We start from the raw sequence: 22,947 nt of genomic DNA on the forward strand, positions 1-22,947 counted from the left end.
GAGCAGATGTCGGAGCTGCTCCACGGGCTGAAGGGTGAACCGGATGGGTGTCGAGATCTGTGTGGAAGGGCTGACCAAGTCCTTCGGCCACCAGGTCATCTGGCAGGACGTCTCGCTGACGCTGCCCGCCGGGGAGGTCTCGGTCATGCTCGGGCCCTCGGGGACGGGCAAGTCGGTGTTTCTCAAGACGCTCGTGGGGCTGCTGAGGCCGGACCGTGGCTCGATCACGATCCAGGGCCGGGACATCACGAAACTGCGTGAGCACGACCTGTACGAGGTCAGGAAGCTATTCGGCGTGCTCTTCCAGGACGGCGCGCTGTTCGGGTCCATGAACCTCTACGACAACATCGCCTTCCCGCTGCGTGAGCACACCCGCAGGTCCGAGAGCGAGATCCGGCGGATCGTGCTGGAGAAGATGGACATGGTCGGCCTGATCGGCGCCGAGCGGAAGCTGCCCGGTGAGATCTCCGGCGGAATGCGCAAGCGGGCGGGGCTGGCCCGGGCGCTGGTCCTCGATCCGGAGATCATCCTGTTCGACGAGCCGGACTCGGGCCTCGACCCCGTCCGCGTCGCGTATCTCAACCAGCTGATCGTCGACCTCAACGCGCAGACCGGCGCGACCTTCCTGATCGTCACCCATGACATCGCCTCGGCCCGCCAGGTCCCGGACAACATCGGACTGCTGTTCCGGCGGGAGCTGGTGATGTTCGGGCCGAGGAAGGAACTGCTGACGAGTGACGAGCCCGTCGTCCGGCAGTTCCTCAACGGGCGGATGCAGGGGCCCATCGGCATGGCCGAGGAGAAGGACGCGGCGCAGGTCGAGCAGGAGCTGGCGCAGGTCACCGAGGGGCCGGACCGCCAGGAGCTCACCCCGCGCCTGTTGCCCGGTCCCGGCATCACCCGCCCGCCCCGCTGGGAGGCCATCGCGAAAGACGAGGAGAAGAAGAAGAAGGAGGAGGTGGCCGGGGCATGAGCCTGTCGCCCGTCGGAGCGCTGCGGCACTCCGGCAATCTCTTCGCGCTGGCCCTGGACGTCGTCCGGACGATCCCCCGACGGCCCTTCCAGACACGGGAGTTCATCCAGCAGGCGTGGTTCGTCGCGAGCGTGACCATCCTGCCGACGGCGCTCGTCTCGATCCCCTTCGGCGCGGTCATCGCCTTGCAGATCGGCAGTCTGACCAGGCAGTTGGGCGCCCAGTCCTTCTCCGGTGCCGCCTCCGTGCTCGCCGTGCTGCGCGAAGCCTCGCCGATCGTCACCGCGCTGCTGATCGCGGGCGCGGGCGGCACCGCGATCTGCGCCGATCTGGGGGCACGCAAGATCCGGGAGGAGATCGACGCGATGCAGGTGCTCGGCATCGATCCGATCCACCGGCTGGTCGTGCCGCGCGTCCTCGCCTCGATGGTCGTCGCCGTGCTCCTCAACGGCCTGGTGTCGGTGGTGGGCGTCGCGGGCGGCTATTTCTTCAACGTCGTCCTCCAGAACGGCACGCCCGGCGCCTATCTCGCCTCCTTCACCACCCTCGCCCAGCTGTCCGACCTGTGGGCGGCCGAGCTGAAGGCGCTGGTGTTCGGGGCGATCGCCGGGATCGTCGCCTCGTACAAGGGGCTGACCGCGAAGGGCGGCCCCAAGGGCGTCGGCGACGCGGTCAACCAGTCGGTGGTGATCACCTTCATGTTGCTGTTCGTGACCAACTTCGTGATGACCGCGGTGTACTTCCAGGTCGTCCCGCAGAGGGGTTGACCGATGACACCGTCAGAACTCCTGAGACGCCCCCTCCGCTCCCTGGAGGAGCTGGGCTCCCAACTCGTCTTCTACGGGCGTTCCCTGGGGTGGACGCCCCGCACGCTGCGCCGCTACAAGAAGGAGGTGCTGCGGCTGCTCGCCGAGGTGAGCTTCGGCCGGGGCGCGCTCGCCGTGGTCGGCGGCACGGTCGGGGTGATCGCCTTCCTGTCCTTCTTCACCGGCACCGAGGTCGGCCTCCAGGGCTACGCGGCCCTGAACCAGCTCGGCACCTCCAACTTCGTCGCGTTCCTGTCGGCGTACTTCAACACCCGTGAGATCGCCCCGCTGGTGGCCGGGTTGGCGCTGTCCGCGACGGTCGGCGCCGGCTTCACCGCCCAGCTCGGCGCGATGCGGATCAGCGAGGAGACGGACGCGCTGGAGGTCATGGGCGTGCCGTCGCTGCCGTTCCTGGTGACGACACGGATGATCGCCGGGTTCGTGGCGGTGATCCCGCTGTACGTGATCGGCCTGCTGTCGTCGTATCTGGCCGCCCGCACCATCACCACGGGCTACTACGGGCAGTCGACGGGCACCTACGACCACTACTTCCACCAGTATCTGCCGCCCGTGGACGTGCTCTGGTCCTTCGGCAAGGTGATCGTCTTCGCGGTCCTGATCATCCTGGTGCACTGCTACTACGGCTACTACGCGAGCGGCGGCCCGGCGGGCGTCGGGGTCGCGGTGGGACGTGCGGTGCGGACGTCGATCGTGGCGATCAACGTCGTCGACTTCTTCCTGTCGTTGGCGATCTGGGGCGCCAACACCACCGTTCGGATCGCGGGGTGAGGCCGGTGCGCGTGCTGAGACTGCGGCTGTACGGGGTGGTCTTCCTCACCGTGCTGGCGCTGCTGCTGTCGCTCGCCGTGGCCGTGTACCGGCAGGCGTTCACGCCGGTCGTACGGGTCACGCTGGAGGCCGACCGCCTCGGCAACCAGCTCGACCCGCGCGCCGACGTCAAGCTGCGCGGCCTGCTGGTGGGTGAGGTGCGCGCCGTGCGGGCGGACGGGGAGAAGGCCACCCTGGATCTGGCGCTGAAGCCGGAGCACGTCCGGCTCATCCCCTCGGACGTGCACGCGCGGCTGCTGCCCAAGACGCTGTTCGGCGAGAAGTACGTCGATCTCGTGCCGCCGAAGGGTTCGACGGCGCGGCCACTGCGCGCCGGTGACGTGATCACACAGGACCGCACGACGGTCGGCATCGAGCTGCAGCAGCTGATGAACGACCTGCTGCCGCTGCTGCGTGCCGTGCGGCCGGGTGAACTGAGCGCCACGCTCTCGGCGTTCGCCACCGCGCTGGAGGGCCGCGGCGACCGGATCGGCGACAACCTGGTCCGTGTCGAGGACTATCTGCGCCGCCTCAACCCGCACCTGCCGTCCCTGAAGGAGGACATCACGCGGTTCGCCGATGTCGCCGAGGTGTACGGCGACGCGGCGCCCGACCTGCTGCGGATCCTGCGCGCCACGGTCACCACCAGCCGCACGATCGTGGAGAAGAAGGACCGGCTGGCCGCCGCGCTGCGCACCACCGCGACCACGGCCGGCACCGCCGAGGACCTCCTCGCCGCCGAGGGCGAGCGGCTGATCACGCTGGGCCGGGTCTCCCGCCCCACGCTGGAGCTGTTCGCCCGCTACTCCCCCGAGTACCCCTGCCTTTTCCAGGGTCTGGTGCGGCAGGAGAAGGCGTCGGAGGAGGCGTTCCGGGGCGGGAAGATGCGCATCACCCTGGAGGTCGTCCGGCCGCAGGGCGCCTATCAGCCCGGCGAGGAGCCCCGCTACGGCGAACGGTCGGGGCCGAACTGCCGGGGCCTGCCGCATCCGCACGTGCCCGCGCCGAAACCCCATCTCGACGACGGTACGTCGCCCGGCTCTTCGGGCGGCGGTCTTCCCGGAGGTCTGCCCGTGTCCGCCACCCAGGCCGAGCAGCGGGCGGTCGGCTCGCTCGTGGCCCCTGTCCTGGGCGTGCCCGCCGACGAGGTGCCGCCCGTCGCGACCCTGCTGTTCGGGCCGCTGGCCCGGGGGACGGCGGTGAGCGTCGTATGAGAGGCACCGCGGCTCCACTGATCAAGTTCAGCCTGTTCGCGCTGGTGACCGTCGCCGCGACGGCCCTGCTCGCCGCGACCATCGTCAACATCACCTTCGCGCCGAAGCACACCTACCGCGCGGTGTTCAGCGATGTCACCGGGCTCCAGGAGGGTGACGACATCCGGGTGGCCGGGGTGCGGGTCGGTGAGGTGGAGGGCATCCGGATCAAGGACCGGACACTGGCCGAGGTCACTTTCACCGTCGCCGAGGACCGGCCGCTGCTCGCGGGCACCCGCGCGGTCGTCCGCTACCGCAACCTGGTCGGACAGCGGTACATCGCGCTGACCGAGGGCACCGGCGACGGCACCCGGCTGCGGCCGGGCGGCACCATCCCGCTGTCCCGCACCCAGCCCGCCCTCGACCTCAACGCGCTGCTGAACGGCTTCAAGCCGCTGTTCGCCGCGCTCAGCCCCGAGGACGTCAACCAGCTCGCCACCGAGATCATCAAGACCCTCCAGGGGGAGGGCGGCACGGTGAACAGCCTGCTCGCACACACCGCGTCGCTCACCACGACGCTCGCGGACCGCGACCGGCTGGTCGGCTCCGTGATCGACAACCTCAACACCGTGCTGGAGACGCTCGACCGGCGCGGCACCCGGTTCGGAGAGCTGCTGACGCAGCTGCGCCGGGTGATCTCGGGGCTGTCCGCCGACCGCGTGCCCATCGGCCAGTCGCTGGTGAGCATCGGCGACCTGACGGCGGCCGCCTCGGGGCTGCTGAAGGACGCGCGGCCGCCGCTGAAGGACGACATCGCCGGGCTGAGCGAGCTGACCGGAACGCTGAACAGGAACGAGAAGACGGTGGAGGGCGTGCTCCAGCGACTGCCGAACAAGCTCAACGAGCTGACGGGGACGGCGTCCTACGGCTCGTGGTTCAACTTCTACCTCTGCGACTTCGACGGCCGGATCGTGCTGCCGAAGACACGGGAGGTGCTCACTCCTGAGCTGCACGTGGCGCGGGCGAGGTGCGGCGCATGAGACTCGTACGACGCGGGCGGCGCCCGGAGCCGCTGATGAAGGTGCGGGTCCTGCCGCCGAAGCTGCCCCGGATCCGGATGCCTCGTGTGAAGCCCTTCCGGGAGCGGAACCCGGTCCTGGTCGGTGCCGTCGGCCTCACCACCCTCGCCCTGCTGGCCGTCGCCGCCTTCAACGCCGACGACCTGCCGCTGATCGGCGGCGGGGAGACGTACAGCGCGGCCTTCTCGGAGGCCGGCGGGCTGGGGCCGGGCGACGAGGTGCGGATCGCCGGGGTGAAGGTCGGCGAGGTCGAGGAGGTCGACCTGGACGGCGACCACGTCAAGGTCACCTTCGAGGTCGACGACGAGGCGGCGTTCGGCGCGGACACCGGCGCGTCGATCCGGGTGAAGACCATCCTCGGCGCCAAGTACCTCGCCCTGCACCCGAAGGGTCCGGGGCGGCTGGAGCCGGGCGCGGAGATACCGCTGGCGCGCACGGTGTCGGCGTACGACGTCGTACAGGCGTTCAGCGATCTGACGACCACCACGGAGGAGGTCGACACCGAGCGGCTGGCGAAGGCGCTGGACACGATCTCCACCACCTTCGAGGACTCACCGGACGAAGTGCGGGCGTCCATCGAGGGGTTGTCGAGGATCTCGCAGACCGTCGCCTCCCGCGACCAGGCGCTGCGCGGGCTGCTCGACCGCGCGCACGGGGTCACGGGTGTGCTGGCCGATCACACCAAGGACTTCACCACGCTGGTCGAGGACGGCGACAAGCTGTTCCAGGAGATCAGCCGGCGGCGTGCGGCGATCCACACGCTGCTCACCAGCTCCGCCCAGCTGGGCATCGAGCTGTCCGGCCTGGTCTCTGAAAACCGCGAGCAGATCGGGCCCGCCCTGAAGAACCTCAACACGTTCGTCAGCATGCTCGAACGCAACCAGGCGAGCCTCGACCGCAGCGTCCAGCTGCTCGCTCCCTATGTGCGGGTCTTCACCAACACCCTCGGCAACGGGCGGTGGTTCGACTCGTACGTCCAGAACCTGGTCGCCGCTCCGGTGGTGCCGCGCACGGGAGGCTCCCGATGACCCGAACGATCCGACGCATCAGAAGGCCCGCGGTGCTGGTCGTCGCGCTCGCCCTCGTCGCCGTACTGGCCGTCGCGCTGTGGCCGCGCTCGGAGACGGTCCGGGTCACCGCGTACTTCCCGCGCACGGTCGGCGTCTACCCGGGCTCGGACGTGCGGGTGCTCGGTGTGCGTATCGGGGAGGTGAAGGAGATCACGCCGGAGGGTGGCCGGGTGCGGGTGGTGCTGGAGTACGAAGAGGGGCGGAAGGTGCCGGCCGACGCGCAGGCCGCGATCATCAACTCCTCGGTGGTCAGCGACCGTTACGTGCAGCTGCTGCCGGTGTACCGGAAGGGCCCGGTGCTGCGGGACGGCGCGGTGATCCCCGAGTCGCGCACCGCCGTGCCCGTGGAGCTGGACCGGGTCTTCGACAGTCTGCACACCACGGCCGAGGCGCTCGGCCCGGAGGGCGCCAACAAGGACGGCGCGTTGTCCCGGCTGCTCGGGGTGAGCGCGGACAACCTTCAGGGGCAGGGCGAGAACCTCCACCAGACGGTCGAGGACCTCTCGCGGGCGGTGACCACCCTGTCCGACGGGCGGGGCGATCTGTTCGGCACGATCGAGAACCTCCAGGTGTTCACGGCCGCGCTGGCCGCCGACGACCAGAGCGTGCGGTCGTTCAACACCAGCCTCACCACGGTCGCGGAGCAGCTCGCCGGGGAGCGCGACGACCTCGCGGCGGCGCTGAAGCATCTGGCGGCCGCGCTCGGCGACGTGTCCGCGTTCGTGAAGGACAACAAGCGGTCGCTGACCGACAACGTGGCGGGCCTGAGCAGGGTCACCAAGGTGCTGGTCACCCAACGCGCCGCTCTGGAGGAGCTGTTGACGGTTGCCCCGACGGGCCTGTCGAACCTGCAGAACGCCTACAACCCGTCCTCCGGCACCCTCGACACCCGCAACAACCCGCAGGATCCGCAGGACCCGGCCTCCCTGCTGTGCTCCCTGCTGAAGACCACCGGGGAGAAGAGCGCCGACTGCGGTGAGCTGCGGGACCTGTTCGCCACCCTGCCCGAGGTGCCGGCGGTGCCCGCGGCCGTGGGCACGGTCGACCGGACTCTCGGCGGAATCCTGGAGGTGCGCGCATGACGGCTCCCCGCACCGGCCGGGTGGCGGCATGGACGGCGATCGGTTCCCTGCTGCTCACCGGCTGCGAGTTCCACGGCTGGTACGACATCCCGCTGCCCGGCGGCGCCGCGGCGGACGGCCGCGCCTTCCGCGTCACGGTCGAGTTCCGGGACGTCCTCGACCTGGTGCCGCAGTCCACGGTCAAGGTCAACGACGTCACCGTCGGCGCCGTCGAGAAGGTGGAGCTCGACGGCTGGCACGCGCGCGTACGGCTGCGGATCGCCGACTCGGTGAAGCTGCCCGCCAACGCGGTCGCGGGCCTGCGCCAGACCAGCATGCTCGGCGAGAAGTACGTCGCCCTGTCCGCACCGGACGGCGCCGACCCCGTCGGACGGCTCCGCGACGGCGATGTGATCCCGCTGTCCCGCAGCGGCCGCAACCCGGAGATCGAGGAGGTGCTGTCCGCCCTGTCCGCGCTGCTCAACGGCGGTGGGGTGGCCCAGCTCAAGACGATCACCGTGGAGCTGAACAACGCCCTGGAGGGCCGCGAGGACCGGGTCGGGGCCCTGCTGAAGGAACTCGACACGTTCCTCGGCGGCCTCGACGAGCAGCGCACGGAGATCGTCCGCGCCCTGGAGGGCATCGACCGGCTGGCCGTACGGCTCGGCGCGGAGAAGGAGACGATCGCCCAGGCCGTGCAGGAGCTGCCGCCGGCACTGAAGATCCTCGCCGACCAGCGCCACGACCTGACGACCATGCTCACCGCGCTCGCCGACCTCGGCAGGACCGGCACCCAGGTGGTCAACGCCTCCCGGGACGACACCGTCGCCAACCTCAAGGCGCTCCGGCCGATCCTCCAACAGCTCGTCAAGGCGGGCGGCGACCTGCCCAACTCCCTTGAACTGCTCACCACTTACCCGTTCCCGCGCAATGTGGTGGACGCCATCCACGGTGACTACGTCAACCTGGCGGTCACGGCCGACCTGGATCTGACGGGTATCTACGGGAATCTGTCCGACGAGCCCGAAGAGCCGGTGGAGCCGAGGGAGCCCGGTGGCGCCCTGCCGGACGCTCCAAAGATCCCTGACGACCTCCCCGAGGTGCCCGGCGTCCCGCTGCCCACCACCCCGTCGGCGCCCGCCGTCCCCTCCCCGCCCACCGAGGGCGGTGGCGACCTGCTCTGCCCGCCGATCTGCACCGCCGCCCACGGCGGAACCGGCGACGGGCGCCGCTTCCCGCCGGGCGTGAACCTCGCGCTCGCCGAGCTGATGCTGAAGGGGATACAGCCGTGATCACCCGTACGGTCAAGGCCCAGCTGGCCGCGTTCGCCGCCCTGACCGCCGTCGGGGTGTCGTACGTCGGCGTCAACTACACCGGACTGGCGGACGCCGTCCTCGACCGCGGCTACACCGTGCGGGCCGACTTCGCCGCCTCCGGGGGCGTCTTCCCGGGCGCGGAGGTCACCTATCGCGGGGTGCCCGTGGGCCGCGTCGGCGAGCTGCGGCTGACCGGCGACGGGGTGTCGGTGGCGCTGGAGATCGACGACGGCGCGCCGCGCATCCCGGCGGACAGCGTGGCCGTGGTCGCGCACCGGTCGGCGGTCGGCGAGCAGTACGTCGATCTGCAACCGCGCCGCGCCGACGGCCCGTACCTGAGGGACGGCAGTCCGATCCCGCGCGACCGCACCCGGGTGCCCCTGCCCACCACCGACCTGGTGCTCAGCCTGGACCGGCTGGTGAACTCCGTGGACAGGGAGGAACTGCGCACGACCGTGGACGAGTTGGGCAAGGCGTTCGCCGGTACGGGACCGGCGCTGAGCCGTCTGGTGGACTCCGGCAACGCGCTGGTCGAGTCGGCGTCCGAGGCGCTCCCGGAGACGGTCGCGCTGATCGAGGACGCGCGCACGGTCCTCAGGACGCAGGCCGACCAGGGCTCGTCCATCAAGTCCTTCGCGCGTGATCTGGCGCTGCTCGCCGAGCAGTTGAAGGCGAGCGACGGCGATCTGCGGGGGCTGGTCGACAACGCGCCGCCCGCCGCGCGGGAGATCGACTCCCTGCTGAGATCGGCGCGGCCCCATCTGTCGGTGCTGCTGGCCAACCTCATCAGCGGCGGCCAGGTGACGCTGGCCCGGCTGCCCGGTGTGGAGCAGGCCATGGTCACCTTCCCGCTGACCGTCTCGGGCAGCTACACCGTCGTGCCCGGGGACGGCACGACCCACTTCGGGCTGGTGATCAACGCCGACGAGCCGCCGCCGTGCACCCGCGGCTACGGCACCCGGTGGCGGGACCCGGCCGACACTTCCGCCCGCGCGGCGAACACCGACGCGCGGTGCACGGAGCCACGCGGCAGCGCCACCTCGGTGCGCGGCGCGCAGAACGCCCCCGGCGGCAGGGCCGGTTCGGGCTACGCGTCCGTCGAGATCGGCTCGACGGGCGGCGAACAGGCGGCGTTCGGAAAGGAGTCGTGGCAATGGCTGCTCGTCGGACCGATGGCATGAACCGGGGCCGGTGGCGGGTCGGACCGCTGACCGCCGGGGTGGCCGTCGCCCTTGTCCTCGCGACCGTGGTGTCCGGCTGGCTGGGGCTACGACTGTCGGAGCAGCGCGCGACGGAGCAGCGCCGCCAGGACATCCTCGCGGCGGCCCGCCAGTCGGCGCTGAACTTCACCTCGCTCGACTACCGGCACTACGCCCGGGACAGCGAGAACGTCCTGAAGGGTGCCACCGGCGACTTCAAGAAGGAGTTCGCGGCGCAGACCACCGAGCTGACCCAGCTGGTCGCGCGGAACAAGTCGGTGTCCGAGGGGCAGATCCTCGACGCGGGCATCGTGCGGTCCGACGCACGCTCGGCGCAGGTGCTCGTCGTCGCCGACAGCAAGGTGACGAACACCGCCGTGCCGCAGGGCGAGGCGCGGACGTACCGGCTGCGGCTCGACCTGGTGCTGGAGGGCGGCCGCTGGCTGACCTCCGACGTCGAGTTCGTCGGTTGACCGGTTCGGCCGACCAGTGAGGAGACAGACCGTGTCGTATCCGACCACCCGAGGCCGTGGTGCCGGCTCCCCCGCGCGACCCCGCACCCTGACCGCGGCCGCCCGCGCGGCGGCCAAGCGCAGCACCCAGCGGCCCGAGCATGCCGAGGAAGGACGCCTGTCCGCTCGTACCGTCGGGGTCGAACCGCCGGACGGGCGGGACGGCTGGGACGACCCGCCGGAGCCGGCGCCGCAGGACCCCGCCGAACCCCGGAAGGGTCGTCGCCGGGTCCGAGCCGTGCTCCTGTGCGCCCTCCTCGCGGCGGTCCTGGTCGCCGTCGGCTTCCTCGGCCGGGAGTACCGGGAGGGCCGGCGGACGGAAGCCGCCCGGGTGCAGGCGCTCGCCGCCGCGCGCAAGGCGGCGCCGGTCGTCCTGTCGTACGACCACCGGCATCTGGACCGTGACTTCGCCCGGGCCCGCGCCTGGCTGACCGGGGACTTCCGCGAGGAGTACGGCAGGACCACGAAGGCGGTGGTCGGACCGACCGCCACGAAGTACCGCGGGGTGGTGAAGGCGACGGTGGCGACGGCCTCGGTGGTGTCGGCCGCGCCGGACGAGGCGGTCGTCCTGCTGTTCGTCAACCAGGTCACCCAGAGCACGCAGGTGGTGGGCTCCCGGCTGGATCTGAACCGGGTGCGGATGACGCTGACGCGCACCGCCGACGGCTGGAAGGTGAGTGCCGTGGACGCGCTCTGACCAGCGCCGGAACCGTTCTGCAGAAGTGCCCCCGCGCAGCCCGCGCGGGGGCACTTTTGCGCGCGCGCTCTTGACAGCCCTCCCCGACCACAGGCAATCTTCCATTAAGCAGAAACAAGCTTCCACAATACGGAATGACACCTGGAAGGGAGCGCGGGATCCATGGGATTCGCAGAGCAGCGCTTCACCGTCAACCTGTCGATCCTCTTCACGGAACTCCCGCTCCTGGAGCGCCCCGCGGCCGCCGCCGCGGCCGGCTTCACCGCGGTCGAGCTGTGGTGGCCCTGGGTCGACTCGCCCACCCCCGAGCGGGCCGAGCTCGACGCCCTGAAGAAAGCGATCGAGGACGCCGGCGTCCGGCTCACCGGCCTGAACTTCTACGCCGGCCGGCTGCCCGGCCCGGACCGCGGCGCGCTGTCGGTCCCGGGCGAGGAGTCGGAGCGGTTCCGCGCCAACATCGACGTGGTCGCCGACTTCGCGCGGTCACTGGGCTGCAAGGCGCTCAACGCGCTCTACGGCAACCGCGTCGAGGGCGTCGACCCGGCCGAGCAGGACGCGCTCGCGCTGGAGAACCTGACCCTGGCCGCCCGGGCCGCCGACCGGATCGGCGCGATCCTGCTGGTCGAGGCGCTGAACAAGCCCGAGTCGCCGCTGTACCCGCTGGTGAGCACGTCGGCCGCGGTCGGTGTCGTCGACAAGGTGAACGCCGCGACCGGCCTCGGCAACGCGCGCTTCCTGATGGACCTCTACCACCTGTCCATGAACGGCGAGGACCTGCCGTCGGCGATCGAGGAGTACGCGGCGAGGACCGGCCACGTCCAGATCGCCGACAACCCCGGCCGCGGCGCCCCGGGCACGGGCTCCCTCCCGCTGGAGGACCTCCTGGGCCGGCTGCGGAAGGCCGGTTACGACGGCCGGGTCGGCCTCGAGTACAAGCCGGGCGACCGCCCGAGCGCCGAGGCGTTCGACTGGCTGTCCCGCTGACCCCTTGCACTGAGAAAGGCACCCCCGATGAGTCTCGCAGCCCCTTCCCACCCGACCCGCCCGGCGATCGCGTGGATCGGCCTCGGCATCATGGGCTCCCCCATGTCCGAGAACCTGCTCAAGGCGGGTTACTCCGTCACCGGCTACACGTTGGAGCAGGACAAGCTGGACCGCCTGGCCGCCGCCGGGGGCACCGCGGCCGGTTCGATCGCCGAGGCCGTGCGGGACGCCGATGTGATCATCACGATGGTGCCGGCGTCGCCGCAGGTCGAGGCCGTCGCGTACGGCCCGGACGGCATCCTTGAGAACGCGCGCTCCGGCGCCCTGCTGATCGACATGTCCTCGATCACCCCGCAGACCTCGATCGACCTGGCGGCGGCCGCCCACGACAAGGACATCAGGGTGTTGGACGCCCCGGTCTCCGGCGGTGAGGCCGGCGCCATCGAGGCGGTGCTGTCCATCATGGTCGGCGGCGCGCAGACCGACTTCGACTTCGCCAAGCCGATCTTCGGGGCGCTGGGCAGGACCATCGTGCTGTGCGGCCCGCACGGCTCGGGTCAGACCGTGAAGGCCGCCAACCAGCTGATCGTCGCCGTGAACATCCAGGCGTGCGCGGAGGCCGTGGTCTTCCTGGAGAAGTCGGGCGTGGACCTGAAGGCGGCGCTGGAGGTACTGGGCGGGGGGCTCGCGGGCTCCACGGTCCTGACCCGCAAGAAGGACAACTTCCTGAACCGGGACTTCAAGCCGGGCTTCCGGATCGATCTGCACCACAAGGACATGGGCATCGTCACGGACGCCGCCCGGTCGGTCGGGGCCGCCCTGCCGGTCGGCACGACGGTCGCCCAGCTGGTGGCGTCGCTGCGCGCCCAGGGTGACGGCGGCCTGGACCACTCGGCCCTGCTGCGGGCCGTGGAACGCCTGTCCGGCGCCCAGCTCTGAGACCTCCGGGTGGCGCCGCCGCCGACATGTCCTGTCGCGCCCGAGCGGCGGCGCCACCCGGAACCGACCCGCCGCCACCCAGCGATCCCGATGAGGGGTGATCGCGCGGTACGGCGGGCAGGCGAGGACCGCGGCGGCGTGCGAGCCAGTGCGGTGGTGAAGGACCCGGAACTCCCTTCTCGACCTGAGGGAAGGCGTCCCGGCTCCGTCGCAACCGCCGCGGTCCCAGCCCTCCACATAAAGAGACCCCGTCCGGCGGCGCGAACGTACTGAGTCGCGCCCAGCCTCGCGCCGCCGGACGGCCACACGACACCGAGCGCTCCTAAGCCGGCCCGACACCGGCGAGGGAGCGCTCGGCACTGTCCAACAGCTCCTTGTACGTGAGCACTTCGACCCGGGTGACATGCGAGTTGAAGGTCCGCAGAACCTCACTGACCTCCTCCTCCGGGACCTCGGGATGCAGGCCCGGGTGCCCGACGAGGACCAGGGCGCTCGCCCGCCGGGTCTCGATGCCGAACTCCTCGCGGATGCGCTCGCGTTGCTCGTCGAGGCCGACGAGGTAGTTGACGGCCTGCCCGACGGCCTCGTGCACGGGGGCGGCGGGCACCCAGGCGTTGCGGTGCCGCTTGATCAGGGGCTTGCCCAGGCTCATGGACCGCTTCAACTCGACGATGTGCAGCGCGCCGTCGGCCCGTATCAGCGGGATGTCCACCTCGTCGCCGGGCACCAGCCTGCGGTGCACGGCCTCCCCGACGAAACGGCCGCCGAAGATCCAGTGGTTGCCTTCGAGGGCGTGCTGGAGGTCCGCCTCCGTGGCCGTCCGGTCCTCCACCACCGTCCGCAGCGCGTCCAGGCCGGCGGCGCGGCGCCGCAGCTCGGCGGCCTGGAGTATCAACTGCCCCTGGTCGTCGGCGGCGAGGAGCGCCAGCGCCTCGGGCGAGGCGACGATCCGCCGGGCTGCCCCCGCCGGGTCCTCCACCTCGACACGATCGCTCCTCAGCAGGCGCTCCACCCACAGCGAGATCTCGGCCATGCCGCGCGGAATCACATAGCGCCCCGGCCGGTCCTCCGGCGCCTGCAAGAACTTGGAGTCCGCTCCCTGGGCCCGGAAGTGCTTCAGCGTCTCCTCGGCACTCGCCCCCGGGTTCTCCCGCAGGTATGTCTCGCCCGCCGCGACCATCCACTCGTGCATCGCCCGCACACTGCTCGCCGCGAAGTCACGCAACCGCTCCCTTCGGGCCCCGTCCTGGAAGATCCGGTAGCGCTCCTCGAAGTCGTGGCGCAGGATGCGGCCCTCGGCGTAGTCGATGGAGTCCTGCACCAGCCGCACGACATGCCACTCCCCCGCGCCCGCCGCCTCGCCCCGGGCCGCCTCCAGCAGCCGTACGAGTTCCTTGCCCTCTCTGCGTCTGCCCTTGCTCCCGCTGTGCATATAGGCGGAGACGGCGGCCAGGGCGGCCCGCACCGCCTCCTCGGCCGTCTCCTTCTCCACCTGCTGGAGCTGCCGTTCCAGTGTCATGTCGCTGCGCGTCGCCATGACGCGGATTGTGGACCATGCCTGTGACACTCCCCGGTGTGTACGGCAGGGGTCGTAGCGTGCGTACGTCAACCTCAAATGAAGCTCTGAAGACGGGTCCGAAGGCTTCAACTGGCCTGTGGGGAGGGCACATTGTTGTCACGTGGGGCCCGCCGGCACGGGGGCGGCGGGTCCCGCGGCGGCCGATCCGGCACCATGCGGAACCCGGAGCGTCCAACGGGGGTCCCGGCAGGCCGAACGTGACAAAGGGGCGGTTCGACCGATGGGTCGGACCGCCCCTTCGCCCGGGTGCCGTCGCGTCAGTGCTTCGTCAGCGTCCTGATGGCCGTCGGCGCGTGCGCCGGCTCGGTCGCGATCTCCTCGAACTCCACGACGTCGGAGATGTCGTTCGTGGTCGACATGGAGATGTCGGTGACGCGCTCCAGGATCGCCTCGACGACCACCGGGACCTGGTAGTCCTGCGCCAGCTTCTTCGCCTGCTCGAAGGCCGCGCCCAGTTCGTCCGGGTCGGTGACCCGGATCGCCTTGCAGCCCAGGCCCTCGGCGACCTTGACGTGGTCGACGCCGTAGACACCCAGCTCGGGCGCGTTGATGTTCTCGAACTCCAGCTTGACCTGGAAGTCGATGTCGAACGCCCGCTGCGCCTGGCGGATCAGCCCCAGGTAGGAGTTGTTGACCAGGACATGGACGTACGGGATCTTGTGCTGCGCGCCGACCGCCAGCTCCTCGATCATGAACTGGAAGTCGTAGTCCCCGGAGAGGGCGACGACCTGTGCCTCCGGGTCGGCCTTGGCCACGCCCAGCGCGGCCGGGACGGTCCAGCCGAGAGGGCCCGCCTGGCCGCAGTTGATCCAGTGCCGCGGCCGGTAGACGTGAAGCATCTGGGCGCCGGCGATCTGCGAGAGGCCGATGGTGGTGACGTACCGCGTCTGAGGGCCGAACGCCTTGTTCATCTCCTCGTAGACGCGCTGCGGCTTGATCGGGATGTCGTCGAAGTGCGTACGACGCTGGAGCGTGGCCTTCTTCTCCTGCGCCGAGGCCGCCCACGCCGAGCGGTCGGGCAGCGCGCCGGCCGCCTTCAACTCCCGTGCCACCTCCACGAACAGCTCCAGGGCCGCCTTCGCGTCGGAGGCGATGCCGTAGTCGGGGGCGAAGATCCTGCCGATCTGGGTGGGCTCGATGTCGACGTGGACGAAGGTCCGGCCGGCCGTGTAGACGTCCAGCCTGCCGGTGTGGCGGTTGGCCCAGCGGTTGCCGATGCCGAGGACGAAGTCCGACTCCAGGAAGGTCGCGTTGCCGTAGCGGTGCGAGGTCTGCAGGCCGACCATGCCGGCGTTCAGCTCGTGGTCGTCGGGGATGGCACCCCAGCCCATGAGGGTCGGGACGACCGGAGTACCCGTCAACTCGGCGAACTCGACGAGGAGTTCGGCCGCGTCGGCGTTGATGACGCCACCACCGGCGACGATCAGCGGCCGCTCGGCCGCGTTGAGCATCCCGATCGCCTTCTCGATCTGGGCGCGGGTGGCGGCCGGCTTGTAGACCGGGAGCGGCTCGTACGTCTCCGGGTCGAACTCGATCTCCGTCATCTGGACGTCGATCGGCAGGTCGATCAGCACCGGGCCGGGGCGGCCGGAGCGCATCAGGTGGAACGCCTGCTGGAAGACGCCGGGGACCTGCGCGGCCTCCAGGACGGTCACCGCCGTCTTCGTGACCGGCTTGGCGATCGAGGCGATGTCGACGGCCTGGAAGTCCTCCTTGTGGATCACCGCGGTCGGGGCCTGGCCGGTGATGCACAGGATCGGGATCGAGTCGCCGGTGGCGGAGTACAGGCCGGTGATCATGTCGGTGCCGGCCGGGCCCGAGGTGCCGATGCAGACGCCGATGTTGCCCGGGTGGGTGCGGGTGTAGCCCTCGGCCATGTGGGAGGCGCCCTCCACATGCCGGGCGAGGGTGTGGTTGATGCCGCCGGAGGCTTTGAGCGCCGCGTAGAAGGGGTTGATCGCCGCGCCCGGGACGCCGAACGCGGCGGTGACGCCCTCACGCTTGAGGATCTCAACTGCCGCACGGGCAGCGGTCATTCGAGCCATGGAGTACTCCTGCTTCGGCCGTCCGATTTCCGCATAGTGGAAAATATTTTCTACTATCTGGAAGCAATGTAGGTGGGTGGGTGAAGGGCGTCAAGCGTCGGACAAACCGGGGGCGGGTGGAGCACGATGGGGCCCATGCCCGAGAGCGTGCCGGTGCGCTGCCCGGCCTGCCGGAGCGAGCGCGTGTACACCGCGCCGTCCTACCCGTGCGCGTGCGGCGCCCCGATCACTCCGGTGCTGGATCGCCGTACGGCACCGGCGCCCGTCCTCCACCGCGCCTGGGAGGAGGAGTGGATCAGGCTGCGCTGCCCGGCGTGCGCCCGCGTCACCCAGTGGCCACGGCCGGAGCTGGGCTGCGGCTGCGGGGCGGTCCTGCGGATCCCGGTCCAGGGGAGCGGGGGCGAGACAGAGAAGCCCCACCCGCCCCCGCGCCGCATCCCCCCGCGCACCGCCCGCGACGCGGTCACCGCCACCGTGCTGTATCTCCACCGGCTCGGGCACCGCGACGTCCGGCGGGCGGACCAGCGCCCGCCCTCGGGGATCGCGCTCGCCGCGCGCGGGCTGTTCGTGCAGGTGGATCCGAGTCGGTGGCCGGCCTCGTCGCGGGACGTGGAGTGTCTGTGGCTGACCGCGATGGCGGACTCCGCCTCCTGTGTCCACTTCTCGCTCGCCGGGTACACCGACGAGGCCCGCGCCCGCGCCGCCCTGCTGGGCGTGCCGCTGTTCGTGCTGGGTCCGACGGGCACCCCGGTGCCGGTCAACGACCACGCCGCCGTGTTCGCCTCCTCCGCCGGCTGACGTCCCCTACCGCGTACGACCGCGCCGGCTCCCGGGGACGCGGGAGCCGGCGCGGCACTGCGGAGAGACGGAGGTGCTACGGGTTGACGCACTCCACCGAGCCGACGGGATGGTCGATGCCCGTCGAGGTGGCGACGAAGCCGAAGGTGACACTGCCGTCCGGCGCGATGGTCCGGTTGTGGTCGACGTTCCTGACCGTGACCGTGCCGTCGGAGCCGGTGCTGAGCGAACCGTTCCAGACACTGCTGATCCTGGTGCCGGCCCCCGGCTGCCAGCGCACGGCCCAGCCGTCACGCGGTGCCGTGCTGTGGTTCATGACCTCGACGGACCCCTGGAAGCCGCCGTTCCAGGAGTTGGTCACCGAGTAGACGGCCATGCACCCGGTGTGCGGGTCGGTGGGCGTCGGTGTGGGGGTGGGCGTCGGGGTCGGGGTGCCGACCGAGCCGCGGATGCCCGTCACCTCGCCGTTGCCGCCGTCGAAGACGATGTCGGAGCAGGAGAAGAAGTTCTCCTGACTGTCCGAACGCACCCACTGGATGAGCATGACCGCGTCACCGGAGCGGCCCGAGGGCAGCCGCAGATCCCAGTGGTAGTGACCCGACTCGGTGCCCGGCGAACCGGACTGCGGCGGGTCGGTGACCGTCTGGACCAGCTCCAGGTCGCCCCAGCCGAGCGGCTGCGTGGGCGAGTAGCCGGGCTTGGACACGTACACCCGGAAGTCTCCCGGGTGCGCGGCCCAGTTGCTGTACCTGACCTTGATCGTCGCCCCGGAGGTGAGGTGCGTACGGGGCCAGTCGGCGCGGGCGGCGTTGTAGCCGGTGAAGTTGTACGGGGAGCGGTCGCCGGCGCTGCACAGCTTGCCGTCCGGCACATAGCCGGGGCCGCGGCCGCCCGCGTGGGAGTCGAGCACGGCGAACCAGTTGTACAACGACGTCGCACCGCTCTCGGCGAGCGCGGCCCGGCACGCCGGGTTCGTCGGGTCCAGCGCTCCGGTGCTGGTCCGGGCGTCCAGATAGCAGAGGTAGGTACGCGATCCGGGCGTCATCGCCACCCCGTGCGCCTGTGCGCTGCCCTGCCCGAGCAGGGCCAGGCCGAGGCCGCCGAGCAGGGTGGCCAGCACCGCGAGTAAGGACAGTGAGCGTTTGCTGCTTCGAGCCATGGTGTCTCCTGAGTTCTCTCCGGTGATCTCCTGTGATCTCTGTGCGCGACGGGTGGTGTCGGTTTCCTCGGAAGCCCTCGGTCGGTCAGGCCGGCGGCGTGCCCCAGGCCAGGTCGGCCGCCAGGTAGGCGGGGATCCTCGGGGCGTCGGCGTAGGCGGGGGCGGCGGGGGCGCGGCTGTGGTCGCCGGTCTCGTCGAACGCGGACCAGTCGGACTTGCTCATCCGCAGCTGGACATCGCCGGTGTCCGTCCCGGCGGCCAGCGTGCCGCCCGAGAAGCCGATCTCCAGGTAGGCGTCCGCGCCCGCGACCGGTGTGCCGAGCGGGACCACCCGCAGCGTGACGTTGGCGCACCCGACGGCCGCGTAGTCGCACCAGGCGTGCACGGTGGGCGAGCCGCCGTCCCGGGTGAAGTAGTAGCGGGCGGTGACCCGGGTCAGGTCCAGCGCGGCGCCGCCGGTGTTGACGATCCGCAGCATGGGGCGGATCGCGTTGTCCGTGGCCGAGCCGTCGGCGTTGCGGTAGGTGACCTTGAGGCCGCCGACCGGGTCCGGTCCGCCGCCGCCCGTCTCGGTGGTGACGGTCAGCGCGGCCGAGGCCGCGGAGACATTCCCGGCGGCGTCGCGGGCCCGCACGGTGTAGGCGTACGACGTGGCGGCGCTCAGCCCGGTGTCCGTGAACGTCGTCCCGGCGGACGATCCCACCCTGGTGCCGTCGCGGTACACGTCGTAGCCGGTGACGCCCACGTCGTCGGTGGCCGCCGCCCAGGACAGGGAGACGCTGCTCGCGGTCCTCGCGGTCGCCGTCAGGCCCGCCGGCGCGGTCGGGGCCGTGATGTCGTCCGGGTCACCCGGGCCGCCGCCGCCGACGGGCACGGCCGGGTGGGCGTTGCGGACCAGCATCGCGAACTGGGCGTGGAACCAGTGCCCGGCCAGGGGCGCGCCGGGCAGGGCGCCGGTCCTGTTGCCGCCCGCGTTGGGTGCGACGTACGTCGGGTCGCACATGGGGTCCAGGTGCTTGCCCTCGTCGTTGGGGATCTCCTCGCTCGCCCCGTCCGACTCGCCCGGCGGCTTCACCCACAGAAAGGCGTCGAGGTGGGAGTCGGGGTAGCCGGCGGGCGCGGCCTGCGGCGGCCGCCCGAGTCCCGCCCCGTCGGTGTTGCACCACAGGCCGCGGTGGGTGCGGCGGTCCACCTTGGACTCGGTGACATGGGTGTCGAGGACCGTGCTGGTGCTCTCGGCGGTCGGGCGGCCGGGGCCGCCCCAGCCGTTGCGGGACGTGTCGACGATCATGCCCGTGGCGGCGGGCCAGCCGGCCGCGACGAGCGCGCGGTGCACGGTCGCGGTGAAGTCCGACTCGTCGAAGTGCGGGTTCCACTCGTAGAACCTGCCCGACCGGATCTGGCCGCCGCCGACGGTCTTGTTCGGGTCGGCCAGGAACGGCTCTTCCAGCGGCGTGTAGTTGGAGACGTTGGTGACGAGGCCGTCGACGCTGCTCAGTCCGGCCCGGGTGCCCTTGGCGACGTCCGTGTAGAGCTGGACGGTCGGGCCGAGGTTGGTGTCCCAGCCGAGCCAGCCCGAGTGGGCGAAGTCGAGGTACGTGTAGACGTTGGGGATGGCGTGCAGCTGGTCCAGGGCGTACCGGACGGCCCGCACCTGGATCCCGCTCGCCCTGGCGGCGGCGCACTCCGGGTCGGAGGTGTTGGTCACCAGGTTCGGCAGCCCGTCCGGCTCGATGACGGTCGTGATGCGGATGTCCTGGTACTTGGGGTTCTTGAGGACCGCGGTGATGGCGTCGATGTACTCGCTCCGGTAGCGCTGCAACCCGGTCTCGGTGAGCGGGAGTTCACCGTTGGAGGCGAGCGCGGCGCAGTCCCGGCCCGGCAGGTCGTACACGACGAAGGTGGCGGTGATCGGCTGCCCGGGCCTCTTCTGCGCCAGCGCCAGGTCGAGATGGTCGGCGAGGCTCTTGCGGCCGGCGTTGGCGTCACCGCCGTGGACGGCGGCGATACGGTCCAGCCAGACCGCCGTCGGATAGCTCTTGACCGTCTCCATCTTCGCGCGGAGCGTGGGATCGGAGGTCCGTGCGATGGAACTGTCGACGAGCTCCGCGTAGTCGGGGTTGACGTAGGCGGTGGCTCCGGCGAACGGGTTGTCCACATGCGCCTCGGCCGCCGCGGCTTGCGGCGTGGACAGCTGGGTCGCCGCGCCCAGCAGCAGGATGCTCAGCGCGGTGGCCGGCACGGCCGACCGTCTGGGGCGCGGCCCGTGCGGGCGATCTGCCGTGCGTCGGGTCCGGTCTGTCATGCGCTCTCCTCGAAGGGGGGTGGCGGATCGGGGTGACCGGTGGGAAGGCCGCGTCAGGCTGCCGTGCAGCGCGGGGTGGGCGAGCCCGGGGTGCCGCTCGCGGTGAAGCCGAACGAGGTGGTGGCACCGGCGGCCAGGGAGCCGTTGGAGGTGGTGTCGCGGACGGTGATCCGGCCGTCGGTGACCGTGTGGACGCCGTTCCAGAGGCTGGTGACGGTCGTGCCGCCGAGGTCCCAGTCGACGGCCCAGCCGGTGATCGGGCCGGTGCCGGTGTTCCTGACGGTGATCTCCGCCTGGTGGCCGCCCGGCCAGGAGTTGACGAGCCGGTACTCGGCGGTGCACGCCTTCGCCGGACCGGGATCCGGGTCGGGATCGGGGTCGGGGCCCGGGTTCACGTCGTAGGTCAGTCCGTGGCCGTACGGGAAGAGCGGGCTCTTGCCGTCGCCGTCGTTGATCGGCTGCTGGGACGCGCTGCGCATCCAGGTCATGGGCAGCCTGCCGGTCGGGGCGTGATCGCCGAACAGCACGTCCGCCACCCCGGCGCCCTCGGTACCGGGCAGCCATGCGGCCAACAGCGCCCGCCAGTCGGGAAGTTGAGGGGCGATGTCCAGCGGACGGCCGGAGACCAGGACCACGACGACGGGGACGCCGCTCGCCTTCAGCCGGGCCAGGGTTCCGAGGTCCTCCTGGTCGAGCCCCATGCCGCCGGGCCGGTCGCCGCGCATCTCGGCGTACGGGGTCTCGCCCACGACGGCCACGGCGGCCGTGTAACTGCCGTCGATGCCGTTGCCGTGGCGGTCGTAGGTGACCCGGGAGGGGTCGGTGGCGGCGGCGCGGATGCCCTGGAGGACGGTGGTGCCCTCGGTGACGGGCCCGCTGCGGCCCTGCCAGCCCAGTGTCCAGCCGCCGCTCTGGTTGCCGATGTCGTCGGCGGACTTCCCGGCGACGAACAGCTTGCCCGTCTTCGGCAGCGGCAGGACGCCGCCGTCGTTCTTCAGCAGCACCTGCGAGGCCCGTACGGCCTGGCGGGCGAGGGCGCGGTGGGCCGCCGAACCGACCGTGGAGGTGTACGAGCGGTCGGTCAACGGCCGTTCGAACAAGCCTAGTTGGAACTTCTTGGTGAGGATGCGGCGGTTGGCGTCGTCGATCCGGGCGAGCGGGATCCGCCCGGCGGTGACCTCGCCGCGCAGCAGGGTGAGGAACTTCCGGTAGTCGTGCGGGACCATCACCATGTCGACGCCCGCGTTGACGGCGGTGGCGATCTCGGCGCCGGTGAAGCCGCTCTGTCCGTCGAGCTGGTCGACCGCGGCCCAGTCGGAGACGACGAAGCCGCTGAAGCCGAGCTCGCCCTTGAGGACGTCGGTGACCAGGTACCTGTGCGCGTGCGAGCGCATCCCGTTCCAGCTGCTGTACGACAGCATCACCGAGCCCACACCGCGCCGGACCGCCTCCTGGAAGGGCGGCAGGTGGATCGCGCGCAGCTCGGCCTCGGAGAGCCGGGTGTCGCCCTGGTCGACACCGCCGGTGGTGCCGCCGTCGCCGAGGTAGTGCTTGGCGGTGGTGAGCACGGAGGCCGGGTCGGCGCCCAGGGTGTCGCCCTGCATGCCGGTGATGAACGAGGTCATGGCGGTGGGCAGTTCGGGGGTCTCGCCGAACGACTCGTACGTACGCCCCCATCGGTCGTTGCGGGCCACGCACAGACAGGGAGCGAAGGACCAGTCGATGCCGGTGCCGGCCACCTCCTCGGCGACCGCGCGTCCGACGCGCCGCACCAGGGCCGGGTCGCGGGTGGCGCCGAGGCCGATGTTGTGCGGGAAGATCGTGGCACCCCGCACCGCGTTGTGGCCGTGCACCGCGTCGATGCCGTAGATCACCGGGATGCCGAGCGGGGTGCCGAGGGCGGTGCGCTGGAGCGAGTCATAGGTGTCGGCCCAGGTCCGGGCGTTGTTGGGGCTGACCGTGGAGTCGCCGCCGGAGAGCACCGAGCCGATGCGGTAGGTGGCGAGGTCGGACTGCGGGGCCAGGGCGTCCTTCTCGATCTGCGTCATCTGGCCGAGCTTGTCGTCGAGCGTCATCCGGCCCAGCAGGTCGTCGACACGCTGCGGCACGGGGAGCGAGGGGTCCTGGTGGGGAAGGGCGGCGGCGGAGACGGTGGACAGGCCGGTCGGGGCGGTCCGGTCGGGCGGGGCCGCCGCGGTCGACCCGGACACGGCGAGGGCCGCGGCGCACAGCGCGGCGACGATCGCCGAGCGTCGGGTGGGGGGTGCTGGGCGCAGTGTCATGGCGGGTGCCTTTCCGGATGCGGGCCGGAGGGGCTGGACAGGGGGTGTCGGAGAACTGAACGAGCCGGCGCCTTCCTGGTGCGGGCCGAAGCGGCGGGCAGGCCGCGGGCCGACGCGGCGGA

Annotated in this window: 19 protein-coding genes; 14 read left to right on the plus strand and 5 right to left on the minus strand. The window is 71.3% G+C overall.

Annotated features, from left to right (window positions below; all coding sequences use genetic code 11):
- Window positions 1-43 precede the first annotated feature (43 nt).
- From ACH5AC_RS13160 to ACH5AC_RS13220, 13 genes are all read left to right on the plus strand, one after another.
- Entirely contained in the window at window positions 44-973 is a 930-nt protein-coding gene (locus ACH5AC_RS13160; RefSeq protein ID WP_398861838.1) for an ABC transporter ATP-binding protein, read from the plus strand.
- Entirely contained in the window at window positions 970-1,740 is a 771-nt protein-coding gene (locus tag ACH5AC_RS13165) for an MlaE family ABC transporter permease (RefSeq protein WP_398861839.1), read from the plus strand. The genes ACH5AC_RS13160 and ACH5AC_RS13165 overlap by 4 nt, the downstream gene beginning before the upstream one ends.
- 3 nt (window positions 1,741-1,743) lie before the next feature.
- Window positions 1,744-2,568, plus strand: coding sequence for an MlaE family ABC transporter permease (locus ACH5AC_RS13170; protein ID WP_398861840.1), 825 nt, complete (start codon window positions 1,744-1,746; stop codon window positions 2,566-2,568).
- Window positions 2,569-2,573: 5 nt separating this feature from the next.
- Complete coding sequence (locus tag ACH5AC_RS13175) at window positions 2,574-3,821, plus strand: MCE family protein (protein WP_398861841.1); 1,248 nt, start codon at window positions 2,574-2,576, stop codon at window positions 3,819-3,821.
- Complete coding sequence (locus tag ACH5AC_RS13180) at window positions 3,818-4,840, plus strand: MCE family protein (RefSeq protein WP_398861842.1); 1,023 nt, start codon at window positions 3,818-3,820, stop codon at window positions 4,838-4,840. The genes ACH5AC_RS13175 and ACH5AC_RS13180 overlap by 4 nt, the downstream gene beginning before the upstream one ends.
- 35 nt (window positions 4,841-4,875) lie before the next feature.
- Complete coding sequence (locus tag ACH5AC_RS13185; protein ID WP_398862208.1) at window positions 4,876-5,907, plus strand: MCE family protein; 1,032 nt, start codon at window positions 4,876-4,878, stop codon at window positions 5,905-5,907.
- Window positions 5,904-7,031: an MCE family protein gene (locus ACH5AC_RS13190; protein ID WP_398861843.1), complete on the plus strand. Its 1,128-nt coding sequence runs from the start codon at window positions 5,904-5,906 to the stop codon at window positions 7,029-7,031. Before ACH5AC_RS13185 ends, ACH5AC_RS13190 begins: the two co-directional genes overlap by 4 nt.
- Entirely contained in the window at window positions 7,028-8,302 is a 1,275-nt protein-coding gene (locus tag ACH5AC_RS13195; protein ID WP_398861844.1) for an MCE family protein, read from the plus strand. The genes ACH5AC_RS13190 and ACH5AC_RS13195 overlap by 4 nt, the downstream gene beginning before the upstream one ends.
- Entirely contained in the window at window positions 8,299-9,507 is a 1,209-nt protein-coding gene (locus tag ACH5AC_RS13200; protein WP_398861845.1) for an MCE family protein, read from the plus strand. Before ACH5AC_RS13195 ends, ACH5AC_RS13200 begins: the two co-directional genes overlap by 4 nt.
- Window positions 9,480-9,998, plus strand: coding sequence for a hypothetical protein (locus ACH5AC_RS13205; protein ID WP_398861846.1), 519 nt, complete (start codon window positions 9,480-9,482; stop codon window positions 9,996-9,998). The genes ACH5AC_RS13200 and ACH5AC_RS13205 overlap by 28 nt, the downstream gene beginning before the upstream one ends.
- Before the next feature lie 31 nt (window positions 9,999-10,029).
- Entirely contained in the window at window positions 10,030-10,734 is a 705-nt protein-coding gene (locus ACH5AC_RS13210) for a hypothetical protein (protein WP_398861847.1), read from the plus strand.
- Window positions 10,735-10,896: 162 nt separating this feature from the next.
- Complete coding sequence (locus ACH5AC_RS13215; protein WP_398861848.1) at window positions 10,897-11,718, plus strand: TIM barrel protein; 822 nt, start codon at window positions 10,897-10,899, stop codon at window positions 11,716-11,718.
- A gap of 27 nt (window positions 11,719-11,745) precedes the next feature.
- On the plus strand, window positions 11,746-12,657 hold the full coding sequence (locus ACH5AC_RS13220; RefSeq protein WP_398861849.1) for a 2-hydroxy-3-oxopropionate reductase: 912 nt from the start codon (window positions 11,746-11,748) through the stop codon (window positions 12,655-12,657).
- Between the two features lie 322 nt (window positions 12,658-12,979).
- On the opposite strand, the gene ACH5AC_RS13225 is transcribed toward ACH5AC_RS13220, so the two are convergent.
- Both ACH5AC_RS13225 and gcl read right to left on the minus strand, forming a co-directional pair.
- Window positions 12,980-14,194 carry a Shedu anti-phage system protein SduA domain-containing protein gene (locus ACH5AC_RS13225; protein ID WP_398861850.1) on the minus strand — a complete coding sequence of 405 codons (1,215 nt, stop codon included), beginning with the start codon at window positions 14,192-14,194 and terminating at the stop codon, window positions 12,980-12,982.
- Window positions 14,195-14,493: 299 nt separating this feature from the next.
- Window positions 14,494-16,281 (minus strand): glyoxylate carboligase, encoded by a 1,788-nt coding sequence (gcl, locus tag ACH5AC_RS13230; protein WP_398861851.1) that lies wholly within the window; start codon window positions 16,279-16,281, stop codon window positions 14,494-14,496.
- 126 nt (window positions 16,282-16,407) lie between these two features.
- Between gcl and ACH5AC_RS13235 the strand changes: the two genes are divergently transcribed.
- Window positions 16,408-17,079: a hypothetical protein gene (locus ACH5AC_RS13235; RefSeq protein WP_398861852.1), complete on the plus strand. Its 672-nt coding sequence runs from the start codon at window positions 16,408-16,410 to the stop codon at window positions 17,077-17,079.
- A 76-nt stretch (window positions 17,080-17,155) separates the two neighbouring features.
- Here the strand turns inward: ACH5AC_RS13235 and ACH5AC_RS13240 are convergent, their stop codons facing one another.
- The 3 genes from ACH5AC_RS13240 to ACH5AC_RS13250 all read right to left on the minus strand — a co-directional run bounded on the left by ACH5AC_RS13240 (window position 17,156) and on the right by ACH5AC_RS13250 (window position 22,825).
- Complete coding sequence (locus ACH5AC_RS13240; RefSeq protein WP_398861853.1) at window positions 17,156-18,238, minus strand: lytic polysaccharide monooxygenase; 1,083 nt, start codon at window positions 18,236-18,238, stop codon at window positions 17,156-17,158.
- A gap of 85 nt (window positions 18,239-18,323) precedes the next feature.
- Window positions 18,324-20,543: a glycoside hydrolase family 6 protein gene (locus ACH5AC_RS13245; protein WP_398861854.1), complete on the minus strand. Its 2,220-nt coding sequence runs from the start codon at window positions 20,541-20,543 to the stop codon at window positions 18,324-18,326.
- 53 nt (window positions 20,544-20,596) lie between these two features.
- On the minus strand, window positions 20,597-22,825 hold the full coding sequence (locus ACH5AC_RS13250; RefSeq protein ID WP_398861855.1) for a glycoside hydrolase family 3 N-terminal domain-containing protein: 2,229 nt from the start codon (window positions 22,823-22,825) through the stop codon (window positions 20,597-20,599).
- Window positions 22,826-22,947: the final 122 nt, after the last annotated feature.

It is taken from the genome of Streptomyces sp. NPDC018693, assembly GCF_044391385.1.
Lineage (GTDB): Bacteria > Actinomycetota > Actinomycetes > Streptomycetales > Streptomycetaceae > Streptomyces.